Origin of the sequence: Eisenbergiella tayi (assembly GCF_001881565.1) — a bacterium.
Classification (GTDB): domain Bacteria; phylum Bacillota; class Clostridia; order Lachnospirales; family Lachnospiraceae; genus Eisenbergiella; species Eisenbergiella tayi.
In genome coordinates, this window is record NZ_MPDJ01000001.1 from 950,052 (window position 1) to 969,556 (window position 19,505).

Annotated in this window: 17 protein-coding genes; 4 read left to right on the forward strand and 13 right to left on the reverse strand. The window is 48.9% G+C overall.

What is annotated here, in order from left to right; all coding sequences use genetic code 11:
• Window position 1: 1 nt before the first annotated feature.
• The 12 genes from BLA28_RS03890 to gmd form a co-directional block, all read right to left on the reverse strand.
• Window positions 2–850, reverse strand: a complete 849-nt coding sequence (locus BLA28_RS03890) for a glycosyltransferase (RefSeq protein WP_069156089.1) — start codon at window positions 848–850, stop codon at window positions 2–4.
• The gene (locus BLA28_RS03895) at window positions 831–1,985 is read right to left on the reverse strand and encodes an EpsG family protein (RefSeq protein WP_069156090.1); all 1,155 of its coding nucleotides are present in this window, start codon (window positions 1,983–1,985) and stop codon (window positions 831–833) included. The genes BLA28_RS03890 and BLA28_RS03895 overlap by 20 nt, the downstream gene beginning before the upstream one ends.
• The gene (locus tag BLA28_RS03900) at window positions 1,982–2,773 is read right to left on the reverse strand and encodes a glycosyltransferase family 2 protein (RefSeq protein WP_069156091.1); all 792 of its coding nucleotides are present in this window, start codon (window positions 2,771–2,773) and stop codon (window positions 1,982–1,984) included. Before BLA28_RS03900 ends, BLA28_RS03895 begins: the two co-directional genes overlap by 4 nt.
• A 7-nt stretch (window positions 2,774–2,780) precedes the next feature.
• Window positions 2,781–3,869, reverse strand: a complete 1,089-nt coding sequence (locus tag BLA28_RS03905; protein ID WP_069156092.1) for a YveK family protein — start codon at window positions 3,867–3,869, stop codon at window positions 2,781–2,783.
• The gene (locus BLA28_RS03910) at window positions 3,869–5,260 is read right to left on the reverse strand and encodes a sugar transferase (RefSeq protein ID WP_009251420.1); all 1,392 of its coding nucleotides are present in this window, start codon (window positions 5,258–5,260) and stop codon (window positions 3,869–3,871) included. Before BLA28_RS03910 ends, BLA28_RS03905 begins: the two co-directional genes overlap by 1 nt.
• A 74-nt stretch (window positions 5,261–5,334) precedes the next feature.
• Complete coding sequence (locus BLA28_RS03915; protein ID WP_044968247.1) at window positions 5,335–6,090, reverse strand: glycosyltransferase family 2 protein; 756 nt, start codon at window positions 6,088–6,090, stop codon at window positions 5,335–5,337.
• Window positions 6,091–6,094: 4 nt separating this feature from the next.
• Window positions 6,095–7,024: a glycosyltransferase family 2 protein gene (locus tag BLA28_RS03920; RefSeq protein WP_044968249.1), complete on the reverse strand. Its 930-nt coding sequence runs from the start codon at window positions 7,022–7,024 to the stop codon at window positions 6,095–6,097.
• Window positions 7,025–7,068: 44 nt separating this feature from the next.
• Entirely contained in the window at window positions 7,069–7,434 is a 366-nt protein-coding gene (locus tag BLA28_RS03925; RefSeq protein WP_009251423.1) for a sporulation initiation factor Spo0A C-terminal domain-containing protein, read from the reverse strand.
• Window positions 7,435–7,593: 159 nt separating this feature from the next.
• Window positions 7,594–8,661, reverse strand: a complete 1,068-nt coding sequence (locus tag BLA28_RS03930; protein ID WP_069156093.1) for a mannose-1-phosphate guanylyltransferase — start codon at window positions 8,659–8,661, stop codon at window positions 7,594–7,596.
• A 61-nt stretch (window positions 8,662–8,722) separates the two neighbouring features.
• Complete coding sequence (locus BLA28_RS03935; RefSeq protein WP_176726801.1) at window positions 8,723–9,676, reverse strand: GDP-L-fucose synthase family protein; 954 nt, start codon at window positions 9,674–9,676, stop codon at window positions 8,723–8,725.
• 115 nt (window positions 9,677–9,791) lie between these two features.
• Window positions 9,792–11,519, reverse strand: coding sequence for an LIC_10190 family membrane protein (locus tag BLA28_RS03940; protein ID WP_069156094.1), 1,728 nt, complete (start codon window positions 11,517–11,519; stop codon window positions 9,792–9,794).
• A 22-nt stretch (window positions 11,520–11,541) separates the two neighbouring features.
• Window positions 11,542–12,609 (reverse strand): GDP-mannose 4,6-dehydratase, encoded by a 1,068-nt coding sequence (gmd, locus tag BLA28_RS03945; RefSeq protein WP_069156095.1) that lies wholly within the window; start codon window positions 12,607–12,609, stop codon window positions 11,542–11,544.
• 560 nt (window positions 12,610–13,169) lie between these two features.
• On the opposite strand from gmd, the gene BLA28_RS03950 reads away from it, so the two are divergent.
• From BLA28_RS03950 to BLA28_RS03960, 3 genes are all read left to right on the forward strand, one after another.
• Window positions 13,170–14,009 (forward strand): helix-turn-helix transcriptional regulator, encoded by an 840-nt coding sequence (locus tag BLA28_RS03950; protein ID WP_069156096.1) that lies wholly within the window; start codon window positions 13,170–13,172, stop codon window positions 14,007–14,009.
• A 9-nt stretch (window positions 14,010–14,018) separates the two neighbouring features.
• Window positions 14,019–15,833 carry a DUF6020 family protein gene (locus BLA28_RS03955; RefSeq protein WP_069156097.1) on the forward strand — a complete coding sequence of 605 codons (1,815 nt, stop codon included), beginning with the start codon at window positions 14,019–14,021 and terminating at the stop codon, window positions 15,831–15,833.
• 71 nt (window positions 15,834–15,904) lie between these two features.
• A complete protein-coding gene (locus BLA28_RS03960; protein WP_069156098.1) occupies window positions 15,905–16,825 on the forward strand; it encodes an alpha/beta hydrolase in 921 nt (306 codons plus the stop codon).
• Between the two features lie 97 nt (window positions 16,826–16,922).
• On the opposite strand, the gene rfbD is transcribed toward BLA28_RS03960, so the two are convergent.
• Window positions 16,923–17,765, reverse strand: coding sequence for a dTDP-4-dehydrorhamnose reductase (gene rfbD / locus BLA28_RS03965; RefSeq protein WP_009251432.1), 843 nt, complete (start codon window positions 17,763–17,765; stop codon window positions 16,923–16,925).
• Window positions 17,766–18,300: 535 nt separating this feature from the next.
• Here rfbD and BLA28_RS03970 point away from each other — a divergent pair.
• Window positions 18,301–19,458, forward strand: a complete 1,158-nt coding sequence (locus tag BLA28_RS03970; RefSeq protein ID WP_242878329.1) for a DUF3048 domain-containing protein — start codon at window positions 18,301–18,303, stop codon at window positions 19,456–19,458.
• Window positions 19,459–19,505 lie beyond the last annotated feature (47 nt).

Genomic DNA, 19,505 nt, shown 5'->3' on the forward strand with positions numbered 1-19,505 from the left:
CTTATTTTCTCCTTCCGTAAACAGCCGATTTCACTTTATTATAAAAGCCTGCCAGCGCAGGATTTTCAGCGATCCAGGTACGCAGGGGGGCGAGCGAAACCAACATAAGAAAAGCGAACCAGGTGCTTTTCCCCCATCCCTGATAATATCGGGTAATCACCTTATGCTCCAACGCGGAACGCTTCCGGTTTTCCTTCGTTTCGGAAAAGCCTCCCCCTTCATAAAAAGCCACGGTTACCGGCATATACACCGCCCGTGCATTTTTATCATAAATGCAGTACAGAAAATGCTCATAATCCGCCCGTACCCGGTAATCCGTGTCATAGCCCCGCTGCGCAAACAGCTGCGCATCATAAAAGCAAACCTGATGACAGGGCACATTCCTGTAACAGGTGAAATCATTCATCACAGGAGCGGAATGTACCGGACTGTTCTGCTGCTGATTGAACTGATCCCCGTAAAATATATAGCTTCTTCCCCGGCCAACCTCCGTACTCTCCTGCTTTTCTATAAAGGAAGCCGCATCCGAAAGAACGCTGCGGTTAAAAAAACGATCCCCACAGTTCAGGAAAAGCACATACTGCCCCTGTATTTTTTGAACCGCCTGATTCATTCCATCGTAAATGCCGCTGTCCGGCTCCTGAAAAAAACGGATCCTGCTGTCCGCCGGTATCTTCCGTTCCGTTCCTTCTCCGAAAAGCCGCTGCACCGATCCGTCCGTGCTCCCGCCGTCCTTTATGATGATTTCAAAATTTCCGTAATCCTGATCCAGAATACTCTGAAGCGTGGAAAAAAGCTTATCTCCCGGATTTAAAGACACCACTACAATACTAAAAAATAAATGAGCCATTCAACCATTCCTTCTCTGTAAAAATCCAGCTGTGATAAGGCAGCACACGGACGCCCTCCTGGTGTGCCGTCATCAGGAAATAAACAAAATAAAGCAGACAGAAGCCCGCCGTCGCCGCATACATGATTCTTTTCTTGTTCCGCAGGGATTTCCCCTTTTCAGAGGTTTCCGGCATATTTTTCAGAATACCCGGAACCAGAAGAATATGGGCCGTGATCAGATAATAACCGAACCGGGATACCAGCGGCAGAAAAGAGGCGCAGGTATACAGCGCCAGCCCCAGCAGGTTGAGTTTAAAATACAATAAATTCGCCTTATTGTCCCTGATCGTTTCCCGATAGGCACATAATCCCAGCACCAGCACGGCGGCACAGCGGATAATCCCCATCAGGCTGCCCTCCAGGCCGGTATCCTTCTGCAGATAAACCGTATTCTGATAAGAAGGGTACAGTTTCAGGACCACCGCCATCCAGAAATTCTGAAAAAGAGGAAGGCTTACAGCCAATGCCGTCCCCAGAATCACCTGCCATTTTTTCCAGGGAAGAGCGGCAATCAGGTACAAAGGAATCACCACCAGTACCGATTTATGAAAGAATGCGGCAAAAAGAATGAGCAGAATAAACTTTCCATATTCCTTTTTCAGCACATACCTCAGGCTGTACAGCGTAACCGCCAGGACAAAATAATACCGTACCGTATTAAAGGTCCTGAAATAAAGCCCCAACAGCATAAACAGCGCAAAGGAAATGGTAAAATCCACACTCTGATCATACATGGACTTCAGGAAAAGGACAGCCGTAACCACGGCAAACAGGCCGAATACCAGCAGATAATTTTCGCCTCCCGCCAGCCGGAAAACCAATTTCACCAAAAGGTTGAAGCCAGGCTCCGTCACCACATAGCCGCCCACATAGATTTCATGGAAAGTGGTTACATAATTCCCGTAATCATTCCCCACGTCGATCCGCAGGGACGCCGTCCCGGCCATAATCAGAAACAAAGTAAATAAAACAGCCCCGTTCATGGCCTGCCGCCTTGTCACTGTGCCGCCCGCCCCTCTCCGGCAGACGGCTTCCCTGTTTACCAAACATGCCAGCGCTATCGTAGCTGCGCCCAGAAGACCGTAAAAAATCATTCCTGCCCCGCTCCTTTTTCCATACGAATCCCTCTGCGCATCAGGGCAAAAGCCTCCCGGAACGAGAACTCCTTACACATGACATCCTTCTGCTTATAAAGGAAACGCAGTGCCATCAGAAACGCTGCTTTTCCATACAGGAAATGATAAAGCACGCCTCTGTCATAAAAAAACTTTTCATTATATCCGTGAAACCATGTGGAAGGCCTGCCGTTTTCTTTTCCGATGGTAACAGGCGCCTTATATACCTTCAGCCCTTTTCTGATACATTCCGCCAGAAACAGGCTGTCCTCCCCATTGCTGTACCTTGCGCCGCCACCGAACAAAAGGGAAAACGCAATATTCGCCTCCCGGAGCTTTTCCGTCCTGGCGGCGAAGCTGTAGGTAGGGTATCTTCCGCAGTTATACCACCTCACCCTGCCGTAGCCGTCTATATGATAGGTTGCCCTGTCCTCAGGCACATCCATATTGAACAGAATCATATCCGCATCCGGATTTTTTTCAAACTCCGCTTCGATAGCCCGGACCGCGCCGGGACGGTATATGATGTCCTCATCCGCGAACAGGCAGATATCCCCCTGGGCACGCATCAGGCAGTTATTCCGGGAAAGCCCCACTCCCCGCTCCGCAAAGCTGTAGCAGCGGATACGGTGATCCTGATACGAATATTCCCTGTAGGTATTTTCTCCGCACTGATTTACAATAATAGCATCCGCCTGAAGATTCATACGCTCTGCCAGCGTGTCCACATCCTCATTCACCGCGGAAACAAGAATTTCCAACTTCATTTCCGTCTCACTTTCTGTAATAAGCCTTCAGGTATCTGTCATCCGCATCCATGAGAATGGCTCCCCTCACGGATATCTGCTGCTTTTCCAGCTGCATCAGGATATGGGTCAGTTTTCTGCCGCTGCCGTATCCCCACGGCAGAACCAGAACCACGCCGTCTCCCTGGCGCATCTTCTCACAATCCTGCTCAACAAAAGGCCAGGCTATCCGCGATGTTTCCAGCTTATCCCCGATGCTTTCCGCCAGAAGCTCTCTCACTTCCTCCAAATCCTGCGCTGCCCCTTCTGACTCCTTCTCAAGAGAACCCGAATCCCTTTCCTTCTTTCCTTTTTCCACCTCTATCAGGCACAGCTGCCCGGCCCCCTTTAAAAGAAAGGCGGCATTCGTCAGAAGCTCCTGTCTGTACTCCTTATTCCTCTGCCTTGTCAGTATACCCAAAAGAGGAGCATCACAGCGTTTCCTGAAATCCTCCTCCAGATAAATGGAATCATCCAGAATATAAAGAAAAGCCAGCGCCAGAAAAGCCAGTATTGCACCCAATACTGCACCGAATCCCACCGCATTGCCTGTTTTCGCGGCACGCGCTATCGGAACCGCCGGTTCCACCAGCCAGCACTGCATATCGCTCAGCCCTTCGATAGACCTGGCAAATTCTCCAAGCCCATATACGTAAGCCTGCGCAATCTCTTCGGAAAGAGCGGCATCGCCGGTGGTAATATACAAAGGCATGATCTTCACATCATTCATCTGTCCCACGGAAACAGAAGCCTTTACCTGTTCCTTCGTTATATCCTCCGGCAGGGCCTCCATCACAAAATCCACCACCTGATCGGTTTTCATGATTTCCCCCCAGGTATAGGCATTGTAATAATCCTCGATTTCCCCATATTTATCCTTATCGAAATAAATACGGTACTGAGACAGAACCTGATATTGGGCAGGGCCTCCAAGCACCAGGGCCGTAAAGAGGTAAATCCCCCCCGCAGCTGCTGCGCCGATTAAAGCCGCGGCCAATATCACCCATACTTTTCTGAAAAGACAGAGGGCAAAACGCTTTCCGTCCATGCCCTCCTGCCAGAATTTCTCTTCTTTCATCAATTATTATCCTCTTCGGAATCCGTTTTCATCGCTGTTATCTGCTTAGAATCCACACCCTCCGTGCTTTCTGCCTTAAAAAGAATCTTCAGAGTGAGAAGCATAAGCTTGATATCCATCCACACAGAATAATCTTCAATATAGGTCAGATCCAGCTTCAGCTTATCATAAGGAGTGGTATTGTATTTTCCATATACCTGCGCATACCCTGCCAGCCCCGCTTTCACCTTCATACGGAATGCAAATTCCGGCATTTCCTCCATATACTGAGCAATGATTTCGGGCCGCTCCGGCCTGGGGCCGATGAAGGACATCTCCCCTTTCAGAATATTGATCAGCTGAGGAAGCTCGTCAATACGCACCGCGCGGATAAACTTACCCACGGGAGTTATCCGGGAATCATTCTTGGCAGCCAGCCTGGCCACCCCATCCTTCTCCGCATCCACACGCATGCTTCGGAATTTCAATATTTTAAACTCTTTGGCATCCCTTGTACATCGTATCTGCTTGTACAGCACCGGGCCGCCGTCATACAGCTTGATCACGATTGCGGTGATCAGCATAAACGGCGAGGCTATCACCAGCAGAATAGCCGCACATACAATATCTATAATCCTCTTTATAATTCTCTGTTCCACCGTAAGCGTGAACTCCCGTGTGAGAAAAATAGGAGTGTCAAAAAGATGCAGCTGTTCCGATCCTTTAATGATAACATCCGGGATTTTCGGCATCATGTAAATACGCACAGACCGGCTGTAGCAATATTTTATCAGTTTGTTCCGCACAGCGGTGGATATATCCCACAGAACCACCCCGCCATATCCCTTCTCTATCTCATCGAGAATGGCGTCCGCCCCTTCCGAAACATTCAGGCATTTGGCTATATTATATTTATCCTTCCTGCTGGAAAACTTCCGCTGGATATCCTCAATGGGCCTGTCCCCATAAATCAGCAGAAGCTGTCTGGGAGGGAAAAGCTTCCGGTAAATCCTGCTGGCCAGCCATGTATAGCAGGCAGCAAACACCACCTGTCCTAATAAAGTCAGAATCAGCGGCATGGGAGGAATCAGCCAGCCATGTATCATAGCCATCTGTAAATAGGAAAACACATTCGTACACAATAAAGCAAATACCTGCGACCCAAAAACTTCCAGGGGCTTTAAATAACCTATTTTCAATGCACCATAGGTTTTCGAAAATAAAAACAGCACTGCCAGATAAAAGAAAAAAATCAGAAGATGTCCCCTGAAATAAAGCTTTGTATCATGTTTGATAATGACAGGATAATAATAGGCGAAATATACTATTATATATCCCCCTAACATAAACAACTGACCTATATAAGATATTACTAAAATCAGAAGTCTTTTCCTGGATTCCGCTTGATTCATTCACTAGCTCCCATCCGTCCGCCCAGGCGGCGCTTTTATTCTGTAAGGATTCTGTTACCGTCAGTTTACCATACCTACACCCTCCTTGCAACCGCGCGCAGGGCCCAGAAGCAGAAGTGATAAAGGCTTGTAAAAAGAGAAAGTCCCTCCTGTTTCCTGTACAAATACCAGATTCTTCTGATTGCCTCCAGTTTATTGGAAGACAGGGACTTGGCCGGTCTGCGGTAAACGGCCAGGTTCTCATCCAGCCCATAAGCGGTGTAGCCATTACGCAGGATTCTCCACCAGGTTGCGGTATCCTCGCTTTTTACCTGTGGCATACAGACCAGCTCCTTACTGATTTTCTGCAGGTCAAAAAGAACCGTAGTCGTAAAAATCACAGTTCTGGAAAGTGCTTTTTTGTAAGTGAGCGTCTCCGGCACATGAACTATTTTGCCATTTCCCACCCCGTCGCTGTCGCCGAACTCGTATCCTGTAAATGCAAAAGCAGCCTGCTTTTCCTTTAAAAAAGCAAGCTCTTTTTCCAGTTTTGTTTTCGTCCATAAATCGTCGGCATCCAGATAGGCCAGATACCTGCCCTGTGCAAGCTCCACGCCCTTGTTTCTGGACGCAGCCGCCCCCTGGTTGTGTTCCTGGCGCACCGGGCGTATTCTGCCATCCGCTTCCGCCAGCCTGCATAACAGTTCAAAGCTTCCGTCTCCGGAACAGTCATCCACCGCGATCAGTTCCCAGTTCTTATAGGTCTGCTCCTGTACCGTCTCCACTGTTTTTTCCAGAAACGCCTCTGCATGAAAAACGGGCATGACGATACTAACCAAATCGTTTATCATCCTCTTATAACTCTTCCTTTACCAGATAGATGGGACGTTTCTTCACTTCCATATACGTCTTGGACATATACTGTCCCACAATGCCGAGACAGAAAAGCTGGACTCCGCTGACCATGCAGATAATACATACCATGGAAGGCCAGCCGCCCACCGGATCCCCTACAGCCAGAGTCTTTATCACAATAATAATTATCAGAAGAAACGCTATAAAGCAGAAAATCACCCCCAGGATAGAAGCCAGCGCCAGCGGCACCGTAGAAAAGGCAATAATCCCATCCAGCGCATAAATAAACAGCTTCCAGAAAGACCATTTCGTCTCCCCGTGGGCTCTCTCCACATTTTCAAATTCCAGCCACTTGGTGGAATACCCCACCCAGCCGAAAATTCCTTTTGTAAACCGGTTATATTCCGTCATCTGCAGGATAGCGTCCACCACCTGCCTTGTCATCAGACGATAATCTCTGGCACCGTCCACAATCTCCGTTTTGGAAATCCGGTTTACCAGCTTATAAAACATTCTTGCAAAAAAAGAACGGATGGGAGGCTCTCCCTTTCTCGTCACTCTCCTGGTCGCTACGGAATCATAGCCCTCCTTGATATAAGAAAACATCTCCGGAAGCAGAGAGGGCGGATCCTGTAAATCAGCATCCATCATAACCACATAGTCGCCCTTCGCCTTCTGAAGCCCCGCAAAGATAGCGGACTCTTTTCCGAAATTTCTGGAAAAGGATACCAGACGGACCCTGTCGTCCCTCGTTTTCAGATCCTTTACCTCTTCCACAGTCCTGTCCTTAGAACCGTCGTCCACGTATAGGATCTCCACATCCAGCCCTTCTTTTTCAAAGAAAGGGGTGTTTTTCATCAGTTCCTCATAAAAGCAGTCCACGTTCTCTTCCTCGTTATAACAAGGAACAATAACGCTCAGCAGACTCATAATTGTACCTCCTAATTCGTAACCACCCGGACCTGTCCGGACGGTTACCCCTCCATGCGTATCCGGTCCGCAATTCTGGCTATGTATTCGCTGTTGGTAGGCCTCACCGCTCCGGATGCGGCACTGTAGCCGAACAGCTCTTCAAATACCGCCGGATTTCCTCTCTCCCAGGAAACCTCAATGGCGTTGCGTATTGCCCTTTCCACCCGCTGTATATTGGTATGGTTATTTTTTGCAATATTCGGATAGAGAAGCTTGGTCACGCTTCCCACCAGTTCCATATCCATAGCAGTGAGCACAATGGCCTCACGCAGATAATAATATCCCCTCAGATGAGCCGGCACTCCCAGCTCCAGCATGAATTCCGATACGTAGCGTTCTATCTGTGCCTGCGTCAAATTTTCCGTCATTTTATTTCCTCTCATTCCGCCGCGAAAGCAGCTTTTCCGTTCCATGCAGCGATGAATTCAGGTAATCCATCTGCAATTTTCCTGTTTTTTCCAGGTCCATCTACAATAATAGCATGGTACAAAAGGAAATAGAATGAAAACCAGTCGAGAAATTTCGCGTTATAAATACGAATTTTCTCCTTTTTCCGACAACGCCTCCACGATCTCTTTTACCCTCTGTGCCTCGGACTGGGGGCATACCAGCACGGCTTCCCCGGCCTGCACAATGATCAAATCTGAAACGCCTACGGCAGCAATCAGCTTGTCTACAGAATACGCGGTACAGTTCCTGCTGTCAAGAAGTAATGTTTTTCCCACCGTTAAATTCTGGTTTTCGTCTCTGTCCTTCAGGGTGTCAAAAGCATCCCATCCGCCCACATCGCTCCAGCCAAAATCACCGGTAAGCATGAGTACATGATCCGCCCTTTCCATAATTCCGTAATCCACGGAAATCTTAGGAATCCGGGGATAAATTTCCCACAGAGCTTCCTCCTCCCGGGGCGTTCCGAAGCTTTCGGCAAGCTGCATCAGGCAGTCGTAAATATCCGGCAGAAGCTTCTTATAATAGGACAGTATGGTGGATGCCTTCCAGATGAACATGCCGCTGTTCCATGCATAGCAGCCCGCTTCCAGATAAGCCTTCGCCGTTTCCTCATCCGGCTTTTCCACAAATTCCTCCACCCTGCGGTAAGGCTTTCCTTCCGCCTCCACACTGCGGATATAGCCATAGCCTGTGGAAGGGAAGGAGGGTTTAATCCCGATGGTCACCAGGGCATCCGTCTCCTCTGCTGCCTTTACCGCTTCCCGGAGCGTGTCCTGAAATACCGCTTCTTCCCGGATATAGGGATCCGAAGGGACCACGCACATGATACCGTCCCCATATTTTTTTACAATCGTCACAGCCGCATAACCGATACAGGCTGCCGTGTTTCGTGCCGCCGGTTCCGCAAGGATATGATCTTTTCGCACACGCCCCGCAGTCTGGGAAAGCATGACTTCCGTCTGGGAAGCATTGGTGACAATAAAAATATCTTCCTTGCCGGCAACGCCCAGAAGCCTGTCCACCGCTTCATTCACAAGCGTCTCCTTCCCGGAAAGATTCAAAAACTGTTTCGGCATCTTTTTCGTGGAAAGAGGCCACAGCCTGGTGCCGCCTCCGCCTGCCATTACTACTCCATATGTTTTCATAAATACCATTCCTCCCGGAAAAAAATTTTATTTCTGGCGTAACTGTTCCGTGCCTTCCCGGTTATTTTCTGGCTTCCTTCATATTATCCTTAAACCAGTCATAGGCCAGCTTCACGCCTTCCTCCAGTTCCACCCTGTGGGTCCAGCCCAGGCCATGAAGCTTGGTCACATCCGTCAGCTTGCGGGGTGTTCCGTCGGGCATATCCGTATTCCAAACGATTTTTCCCTCAAAGCCCACTGTTTTCTGCACGGTTTCCGCCAGCTGACGGATGGTTACCTCTTTGCCGGTTCCGATATTCACATGCTGCTCCCCACTGTAATTTTCCAGCAGGAACACACAGGCATCCGCCATATCATCCACATACAGGAATTCCCGCAGAGGAGTACCTGTCCCCCACAGTTCCACGCTTTCCTCGCCATTCACCTTCGCCTCATGGAATTTGCGGATCATGGCAGGCAGCACATGGCTTCCCTGAAGATCATAATTGTCATGAGGCCCATAAAGATTGGTGGGCATACAGCTGATGAAATCATCTCCATACTGCCTCTTAAAAAATTTACACATTTCCAGCCCGGCAATTTTGGCAATGGCATAGGCTTCATTGGTAGCTTCCAGCGGCCCGGTAAGCAGCGCATCCTCCGGAATAGGCTGGGGAGCCAGCTTGGGATAAATACAGGTGCTTCCTAAAAACAGCAGCTTCTTAACGCCGAAATCGTGGCAGCACTTAATCACATTGCACTGAATCTGCATATTTTCATAGGCAAACTCCGCAGGCGCCGTATTATTGGCATTGATTCCGCCCACCTTGGCTGCCGCAAGAACCACCACATCCGGTTTTTCTTCTTCAAAAAAAGCGGTGACCTGTGCCTGGTTTGTCAGGTTCAGTTCCCTGTGGGTCCTTCCGATGATATTTTTATACCCTTTTGCCTCTAAATTTCTCACGATGGCGCTTCCCACCAATCCCCGGTGGCCGGCCACATAAATCTTATCTGTTTTTTCAATCCTGCTGCTCATCTGTTTTCCTCTTTTCTCTTATATTCCCGCGGACAACGAACCCAACGGGCACGCCGGCGTGTCTACTTGGCTCCCGCAAGCAACGCGCCTTTACGCATCCCTGTTTCCATCTCTGTTATTTTGCACGGAAGCCATGCCGGATATCCCCTTCTCGTCTCAGCTCAATATCCTGGATTCTGGGCGATGAAGGAAATTTATCGTAACCGATCTGCCCGCCGTCCGCCGGCACATATATAGTGATACCGTCCACTTCATAGGTGACGGCCGCAAAGCTGCCATATCCCTGCTGCCTGATATAGTAAGGCTCTCCCGCCGTTTCCCCGATTCCCTGCACAAGCCCTGCTCCCTTTATCAAAAGGAATACAAGCGCCCCGGCTCCGAAGGCGTAATATCCATAAATCCTTATTTTCTCCTTTTTTCCGGTCAGCCATATATATACGTAGCCCAGCACCGCCGCAGGCAGCATCACCACATACACATAACCATAACGAACCAAAGGGGCGGAAAACTGCCAGAAGAAATAGCCTGTAATCAGGACTGCTGCATACAGCAGCCAGTCCCAAACGTCGATTCCGCCGATATCCCCATCCTTTTTGCCCTTTATAAACCAAACGGCTCTCCCAATGGTAACCGCTCCCAGCACAGTACAGCCGGCACTGGCCGCCACCCACAGCTTTTCCAGTCCCTTCAGCGAAGAAAACCATTTCCCCGCCCAACCGGAAAAAGGCGTGTCATAGAGATTCACGTCATATAAAAGCCTGGCAAAAACCTGGATTTCCTTAGAATCACAATCCGCATACCCTTTCTCAATTTTCCAGTCCACCGGAAAAAGATCCAGGAATGTAAACGGATAAAACAGCCATCCCGATATCAGCACTCCGCGTATCAGCCACGGGAGGGCTGTCAGCACGCCAAGCCCGATATACAGGGCGATCTCCTTCCAACGCTTTTCCTTCAGAAGCATAACCGCCGGCTTCAGCACTAGCAGCAGCATAACCGCTGCTGACAGCTTCACCGTTATGGTAAATACCAGAAGCAGGCTGAGCAGTGCATAAGGCGTCACGGAAGCTTCCCTGCGCTCCAGCAGATCCAGCCAGGCAATCAGGATATAAAAAAGAAGCAGCATGGCAAAATAATCCGAAGCGGGCGACACCATTTCCCGGTACAGAACCGTTAAATAATAAATCGCTCCTACCCTGACAAAATCCGAAACCAGCACCCGTTTCCGTTTTGCCAGCCTGCCCAGCCCGCAGCACTGGATTCCCACCAGCAACGCCAGAAAGCCCTGTACGGCATGCATGCTCTCCGTCCAGGACCCGCCGGCCATCCAGCGCATGCCGTAGATGGCACACAGAGGAAACGCCGCACTGTTATAGGCAAATCTGCTGTGAAGGTTTCCCAGGCCGGGAACCACACCGTATTCTTCAATCCAGCGGATAGCCTGGGCATGGTACAGCCCCGTATCCACATGCATATATCCCCGGGAGGTTCCATAGGCCATCAGCAGCACAAGAACCGCCAGAAACAGCCTGCCCCCCGGACTGCTTTCCCGCCATTTTCCCAGGATAAACGCCGCAAGCTGCCTGCGCAGCAAAGCGGCGCAGACGGCACAGGCCAAAAGCAGAAGCACATTTGCCCCAAGCCCCACTCCTGAAAAAAGGCTGAATACCTGAGCATACACCGTGATAAAGGCAAGGCCGGCCATCAGGACGCCTGTACCCGTCCGGCAGACATATCCTGTCTCCTTTTCGGAAATTTTTCTCCCAAAAGGCGCCAATACCGCAAATCCTGCCAGAAATGCCGTTATCCCTATATACGCCCAGTTAAGCAGCACCAATAACATAATTTTCCCTCGTCAAACCGCATTAACGGTTTCTGTTCCTGAATTCCTCGCAGCTCATCCCCACGATTTCCTGCATATCCGCATTCATCATCATGGCGACCAGGCCCCTGAAATCCACTTTTCTCTTCCAGTTCAGTTCCTTCTCCGCTTTGGTACAGTCACCCCACAGATATTCCACCTCCGCCGGACGGTAAAACTCAGGGTTCACATCCACCAGAAGCTTACCGGTCTGTGAATCATAACCCTTTTCATTCACGCCCTGTCCTTCCCAGCGGACCTCAATACCCACCTCACGGAAGGCTTCCTCCACAAATTCCCTTACCGTATGGGTTTCATTGGTGGAAAGCACATAATCCCCCGGTTTCTCCTGCTGCAGCATCAGCCACATGCCTTCCACATAATCTCCCGCAAAGCCCCAGTCCCTCTTGGCATTCATATTTCCCAGGGAAAGCTTTTCCTGCTTTCCTGCCAGAATGGAGGCAATAGCAAGCGTGATCTTCCGGGTAACGAAATTTTCGCCCCTTCTGGGAGACTCATGGTTAAAAAGGATACCGTTGCAGGCGAACATGTTATAGGATTCCCTGTAATTTACCGTAATCCAATAGGAATACAGCTTCGCCACACCGTAAGGGCTCTTGGGGTAAAAAGGCGTTTTTTCGCTCTGGGGAGCAGTTTCAGGCAGCCCGCCGAACAGCTCTGAGGTGGACGCCTGGTAAAAACGGCAGGGCCCGCCGTTGATACGGACAGCCTCCAGGAGCTTCAGTGTGCTCATTCCCGTGGCATCCGCGGTATATTCCGGCACTTCAAAGGAAATCCCCACATGGGACTGCGCCGCCAGATTATAAACCTCCGTAGGCCTGATTTCCGCCATGATGCGCATCAGGGCGCTGGAGTCTGTTGTATCTGCATAATGAAGAAAGAATTTAACATTATTATAGGGGGAATGAATCAGATGGTCAATCCTGCTGGTGACAGAAATGCTGTGTCGTCTTACCAGCCCATGCACTTCATATCCTTTTTCCAGCAGAAATTCCGCCAGATAAGAACCGTCCTGACCATTGATTCCTGTAATTAAAGCCACGTTTTTCATATATAATACCTCTCAGTCTTTGCCCTTTGGGCTTTTTTTGCTGCAACTGCAAATCAATATACCATGTAATATTGCTGAAAACAATTTATAATCTTGCCTACAAATAGGAATATATTGCTATTGTTTATGGTTTGCTATATAATAATTTCTGTTGTGGGACGCATCCGTCTGTGTACCTGCCCCTGCCTCGCCCGGCCTTCCGTGTTCCCTGCCTGGGGCGTCTTTGCGGGGGCGGCCTATGTTTGGCGCGGTCGGACTCAAAAAAGGGGTATTTCTAACTGTTTCTTTTGTCCCGGCTGCTGTCAACGCGGCTTAAACTCCTCACTTCGCGACTTTCAGTCGCTTTCGTTCGTCAGACAGCGCCGCTAGGGGCGGACAGCAGCCGGGACAAAAGAAGCAGTAAGAAATATCACCTTTTTTTCGTGACTCCCTTGTCAAACATAGGCCGCCCCCGCAAAGACGCCCCAGGCAGGGAACACGGAAGGCCGGGCGGGCAGGGGCAGGTACACAGACGGATGCTGGGTGAAGGGTTTAAAAAAAAATAGTAAGGGAAAGGGATAATGATGGCTAAGTCTTTGTCGGATCGGGTGCTTGCTACGCCTTCTTCTTATGCGAAAAAGCATTATCTTTATGTGCAGGAAATTGGTACTTTGACTAGTATGGAGCCTCATGTGAGTTCCAGGGAGAATATTAGTTCTTATCTTTTTCTTACGGTGCTGAAGGGGGAAGGGTATCTTACTTACAGGGGGCGGAAGCATTATATTCAGGCCGGGGATTGTGTTTATATTAACTGCCGGAATCAGTATGCTCATGAAAGTTCGGCGGAGCATCCGTGGACTTTGATGTGGGTGCATTTTAATGGGAATGGGGCGGATGATTTTTATCAGGCTTATCAGGGGCAGGATCGGAGTTCTATTTTCCATCCGGCGGATACGGCACCTTTTACTGATAGTCTAACCGCTCTGTTCGGTTTGATGCAGGCAAAGCCTTCTCTTATGGAATTAAGTGCTCATAAATATCTGACGGATATTATTACGTTGATTTTTACGGAGAACAGGGCGGAAGGGGTTCAGGGAGCTTCTGTGTCGGGGAAGCCGGCTCAGGTCCGGCAGTATCTGGAGGAGCATTATATGGAGAAAATTTCTCTGGAGGAGCTTTCTTCTCTTTTTTATATCAGTAAGTATTATCTTTCCAGAGAGTATAAAAAAACATACGGAATTACTATTGGGAGTGATCTGACGGCGCGGAGGCTGTCTCATGCGAAATCTCTTCTCCGGTTTTCTGATAGTTCTATTGAGGAAATTGCGGCATTGTGCGGATTTGCGGATGCGGGGTATTTTATTAAGGTGTTCAAAAAGGCGGAAAATATGACGCCGCTGGAGTATCGGAAGAAGTGGTAAGGAGGATGTATGAATAAGAAAAAAGGGATATTACGGAATGCTGCGGAGGGTTATTTTGCGGCTTTCGCATTGGCAAATATAGGGCAAATCGCGGCTGTTGATATCATATCGCTGGTTCTTTTTCTGATGTGTTTTCAGTTGTTTCTTTTTGCGGAGAGGAAGGAAACGGAAAGTGCTTTGTCGGCGGATGGGAAAAAGCTGGTTAAGGGATATTCTTCACGGAACCGGAGGGTTGCTTCCGTTATTTTGGGTATTCTTTTTGCCTTTTTTTATTTGGCTGCGGAGCATGGTTCTCTTGCGGGGGCTTTGGAGAACAGGTTGTTTCAAATGATTTATCTGCTTATGACGGGGGCCGGGCTGTTTTTCCTGTTCTACAGGGGGTGCCGCCTTCTTTTGCTGTATCTGGAAAGGCGTTCCCTGCGTATTTCTTCGATTCCGGTATCAGCAGATTCGCCGGAGCCTGCACTTTCTCTGCAGACTAAGCTGTTTCTGTTTCTTCTGCTGATCGCCTGCTGGCTGCCCTGGTTCCTTTATGATTTTCCGGGTGTTATGACACCTGACAGTCTGAGTCAGTACAGTCAGGCCATGAGGCTGACGGGGTACAGCAATCATCATCCTTTTGTGCATACGCTGTTGATCCGTCTGTTTGTCTCCCTTGGAAATGCCGTGTTTCATAATGTGTATGCGGGAATTGCCTGTTATACGGTATTTCAGATGATTGCCATGGCTGTTATCGTGGTTTCCTGTATCAGTGTGCTCATTCGGCGCCGGGCCGGGAAGAAGCTGTGCTTCTGTTTTCTTCTTTTTTATGCGCTTGTGCCTTATAATGGGATTTTTGCGGTTACGATGTGGAAGGATATTCTGTTCTCGGGCGTGCTTTTGCTGTTTGTATTATGTATTTACCGGTTTCTTCCTATTTATCGGGAGGGAAGGCCGCTTTATCAGAAGCCTCTGCTTTACCTTTCTTTTCTGTTATGGGGAATACTGGCGTGCCTGATGCGTTCCAACGGTCTGTATGTGGTGGCGGCCACGGCGCCTTTTCTGATTTATGCGTTCCGGAAGCAGTGGAAGCTGATCCTGCCTTCTCTGCTGGTCATATTGGGATGCGCGGTACTGATAAAGGGACCTGTCATGGATTCCCTGGGTGTGGCAAAGCCGGCCTTTTCTGAATCCCTGTCCATTCCGGCCCAGCAGATCGCACGGGTGGTCGCCGAAGGGCGTGCGCTCACGGAGGATCAGATTTCCCTCATAGGAAAAACCATGGATTATCCTTCTATCCCGGATTATTACCAGCCGGAATTATCGGATCCGGTTAAAGCGCTTATTCAGTATGGCCACCCGGAATATCTGGAAACCCATAAAGGGGAGTATCTGAAATTATGGGTACAGCTGGGCCTGAAATATCCTCTGGATTATTGGAATGCCTTTGTGGATCAGACGAAGGGCTACTGGTTCCCGGGCGCTCCGGGGATGCTGACCAATGAGGGGATTTCCCCGAATGAACTGGGGCTTTCCTGGCAGCCGGTTCTTCATGGACAGGGAGTGGCCAAAATCGTGGAAATCATTTCCAAGCTTTATACTATTTTTCCTCTTTATGGGCTGCTTTACAGCATAGGCGCTTTTACCTGGGCGGCTGTTTTTCTCTTTACCAATTGTCTGCTGAATGGGAAAAAGGAAAACTGGATATTGTTCATTCCCTTTTTTGCCGTAGTGCTGACCCTCTGTATAGCAACTCCGGTGGCCTCCGACGTCAGATATCTCTATTCCCTGATTTTCGCCATGCCGCTGTTAATCCATGCGGGGCTTGAGGTAAAGGGAAAATAATAGTTCAGGTCCGGGGAAAAATACAGACAAAACGAATCAACATTATAAAAATCATGACAAGGAATTTATCTATGGAACAATACAATATTCATCCGGATTTTTTAAAGTATAAGATAACTCCGCCTCTCAATCCTGCTTTCCTTCCGGCCGTCCAGTTTTTTATGAAACGGATGCAGGATATGGTGAAAATACCGGAGGGACTGAAAGAAACCAGGCGTAAGATTCCGGGATATCAGGATGTGCCTGTCGGGATATCCATCTTTGAACCGGAAGAAGAAAGGGAACCTCTGCCCGCGCTTGTATACTTTCACGGCGGAGCTTTTGCCTTGCAGTCAGCCCCCTGTCACAAAAAGCTGTCCTGCAGCTATGCATTGAATACGCCATGCAAAGTCGTTTCCGTGGATTATCGGCTGCTGCCTGAAAACACATTTCCCATCGGTCTGGAAGACTGTTTCGCCGCTTATCGCTGGGTGCTGGAGAATGCAGCGCAGCTCGGCATCAGCCCGAACCGGATAGCCGTCGGCGGAGACAGCGCCGGAGGCGCGCTTTCCGCTGGTGTTTGTCTGTTGGCAAGGGATCGGGGCATCCCCGTACCCTGCTTTCAGATGCTGATTTATCCCGTTATGGATGAAAGGCAGAATTCCGCCTCGATGAAAAAATACAACGACACGCCCCTGTGGAACAGCAGACTGAATGCGAAGATGTGGAAAATGTATCTGAAAGACGGCCTGCCTGTCGAAAAGGGATACGCGTCTCCTGCAGAGGCAGTTTCTTTGGAAGGAATGCCTCCGGCCTATGTGGAAGTCGCCGAATATGACTGTCTGCGGGATGAAGGCATTGCTTTTGCGAAAGCGCTGAAGGACAGCGGGATTCCCGCGGAATTATATGAAACGAAGAGAACCGTCCACGGCTTTGAGATTGCGGAAAAAAATGAAATTGTAAAGGAAAGCGTTGACAGAAGAATTAAGAAACTCCGTTCTGTATTTCAATGACATATAAAACGGCAGCTCCGGATCCCTGAAGTGCAGGAATACAAAACAGCCCTGGCGGTAAAATATTTTTTAACCGTCGGGGCTGTTTTTATATTACTTATAACGTCTTCATATACTCCGCAATCGCATCATGCCAGTCGGCAAACATAAAATCGGTAGTCAGCTTAAACATCCGGTTTTCCAGAATGGAATAAGCCGGTCTGGGAGCCGGAGCTCCGAATTCCTCGGTGGTAATCGCCTCCACCTTCGTTGTTTTTCCAGCAAGGCGGAACACCTCCCGGGCAAACTCCGCCCAGCTGCAGGAGCCTTCGCAGGTGGCATGGAACATGCCGTAATTTTCCGTAAAGAGCAGCGCATTAATCGCTTTGGTAAGTTCGGAAGCGCTTGTGGGAGATCCGAACTGGTCGCCTACCACTCTCACCTTTTCATTGGTTTCGGAAAGACGGAGCATGGTCTTGGCAAAATTCTTGCCGTCGCCATACAGCCAGGCCGTCCGCAGAATAAAATATCTGTCTGCAAAATCCTTTACAAAGTTTTCTCCTGCCAGCTTGGTCGAGCCATATGCGCCCTGAGGATTGGTGGCATCCGTTTCCACATAAGGCCTTGTCCCTTTTCCGTCAAATACATAATCCGTAGATATATGCATCAGCTTTGCTCCGGTTTCCCGTGCCGCAATGCTCAGGTTTCTGGGTCCTATGGCGTTGATTTTGAAAGCCTTGTCATACTCTGTCTCACAGGCATCCACTCCGGTATGTGCCGCGCAATTGATAATGGCATAAGGCTGCACCTCCCTGGCCAGCTCCATAACCTTATCAATATTGGTAATATCCAGCTCTCCCACATCCGTATTCACAAAACTGATGTCCTTATTATCCTTAAAAAAAAGATTCACAGCCCGTCCCAGCTGTCCGTTGCATCCGGTCACAATAATTTTTTTCATTCAGGAAACCTCCAAATTTTCTGTCTGCGCACAGCCCTTACACCAAAGCCTTCCGCAGACACGCTTACATTTTTTCTTATTATATCACCACCGCACATATTTTACTACCTGCCACTTTCTCAGTGTACAGATAAAAAACATCGCTGCCCCTGCCGTCCTCCCCATGCGGCCGCTGTCCTGCAAGGATTTCTGTAAGGGGCGTTATAAGCACGCCGGTCCTTAGGCTGCGTTTTTTGCAGCCTTAGTACCGCTGCGTGATTATCCGAGCGAAAGCGTCCCCTTTAAGGAACCTTGCAGGACAGCGGCCGCATGGGGAGGACGGCAGGGGCAGCGGAAGCATTTACCATTTTCGCCCTTTTTCCTTAAAAAATACTTAATTTTAGTGACAACCCCTCCTTTTTTGTCTATAATGGCAGTTAGGGTTTATTTTCAAATTTACGCGGAGGCTGTGACTTCCGTATAAGACGGCGCCGGTATCGAAGGCGCCGGTATTTGCCTGTGTACCTATGAAAAATACGAAGGAAAGCGAGGATTTATGATGAAAAAACTGGGTGTATCACTCCTGGTGGGCCTTACTTTTGCCATGCTCCTTTTTGGCTGCGGAAAAGAAAAGGCAGAAGAAGAAACCGTACCGGCAACAGAAGAGACGGCAGAAAGCCTGCCTGTGGAAACCGAATCGGAAACCGAGACAGAGACAGTTGCTGAAGATGTGCCTCCTGAAGAGGGAATGGTGAGAAGCTCTCTGACCAATGAATGGATCAGCGGGGATATCGCCGATCAGCGTCCCATTGCAGTCATGGTTCCCAACGATTCTTCCGCTCTTCCTCATTACAGCCTTTCCAAAGCGGATATCCTGTATGAATGTCCTGTAGAAGGCAACATTACCCGTCTTATGGCTATATTCAAGGACTGGGATAATGATGATATGAAGCGTATCGGCAACGTAAGAAGCTCCCGTGATTATTTTGTGTACTGGGCTTTTGAATATGATGCTATTTATTTCCATTTTGGCGGTCCTTATTATATCGCTCCTGTCATTGAGCAGAAAAGCACCGATAATGTAACCGGCGCCAACTACGGCGGTACCGGTAAAAAAGGAATTTACGGAAATGCGTATTATCGTTCCTCCGACCGCAAGGCTCCCCAGAATGCCTATCTGAGCGCGGAAGGTGCCAACGAAGCCATCGACAAGCTGGGGATTTCCAAAACCTATCGTGATAACTATTATGATCCGGATCATTTCAAATTTGCTCCGGAATCAAGCCCCAATACTCTGGATCAGTACAGCAATGCCATCACTGTTAAGAAACTGGATATGGCCAAATGTTATCCTATCTCCAAAACCTATTTTGAGTATAATGAAGAGGACGGGCTGTTCTATCGTTTTGAATACGGAAAGCCCCATGTGGATGCCGGATTTGACAACACACAGCTGGCTTTCAAAAATGTCCTGGTTCAGTTCGCTTATTATGAAGTAAGAGATGAAAAGGGATATCTGACCTTCCAGGATCACGATACCACCAGGGACGGATATTATTTCACAAACGGTAAGGGAATCCATGTTAACTGGAAAAAATCAGGAGACTATGATCCTACCAAATTCTATGATGACGATGGAAATGAAATTGAGCTGAATACCGGAAAGACCATGATTTGTGTGGTAGAAGAAGGGGATACCTTCGGATACGAATAAAATTACCGGCGGCGCGTACATTTGATTCGTTGCCCGCGGGAATAAAA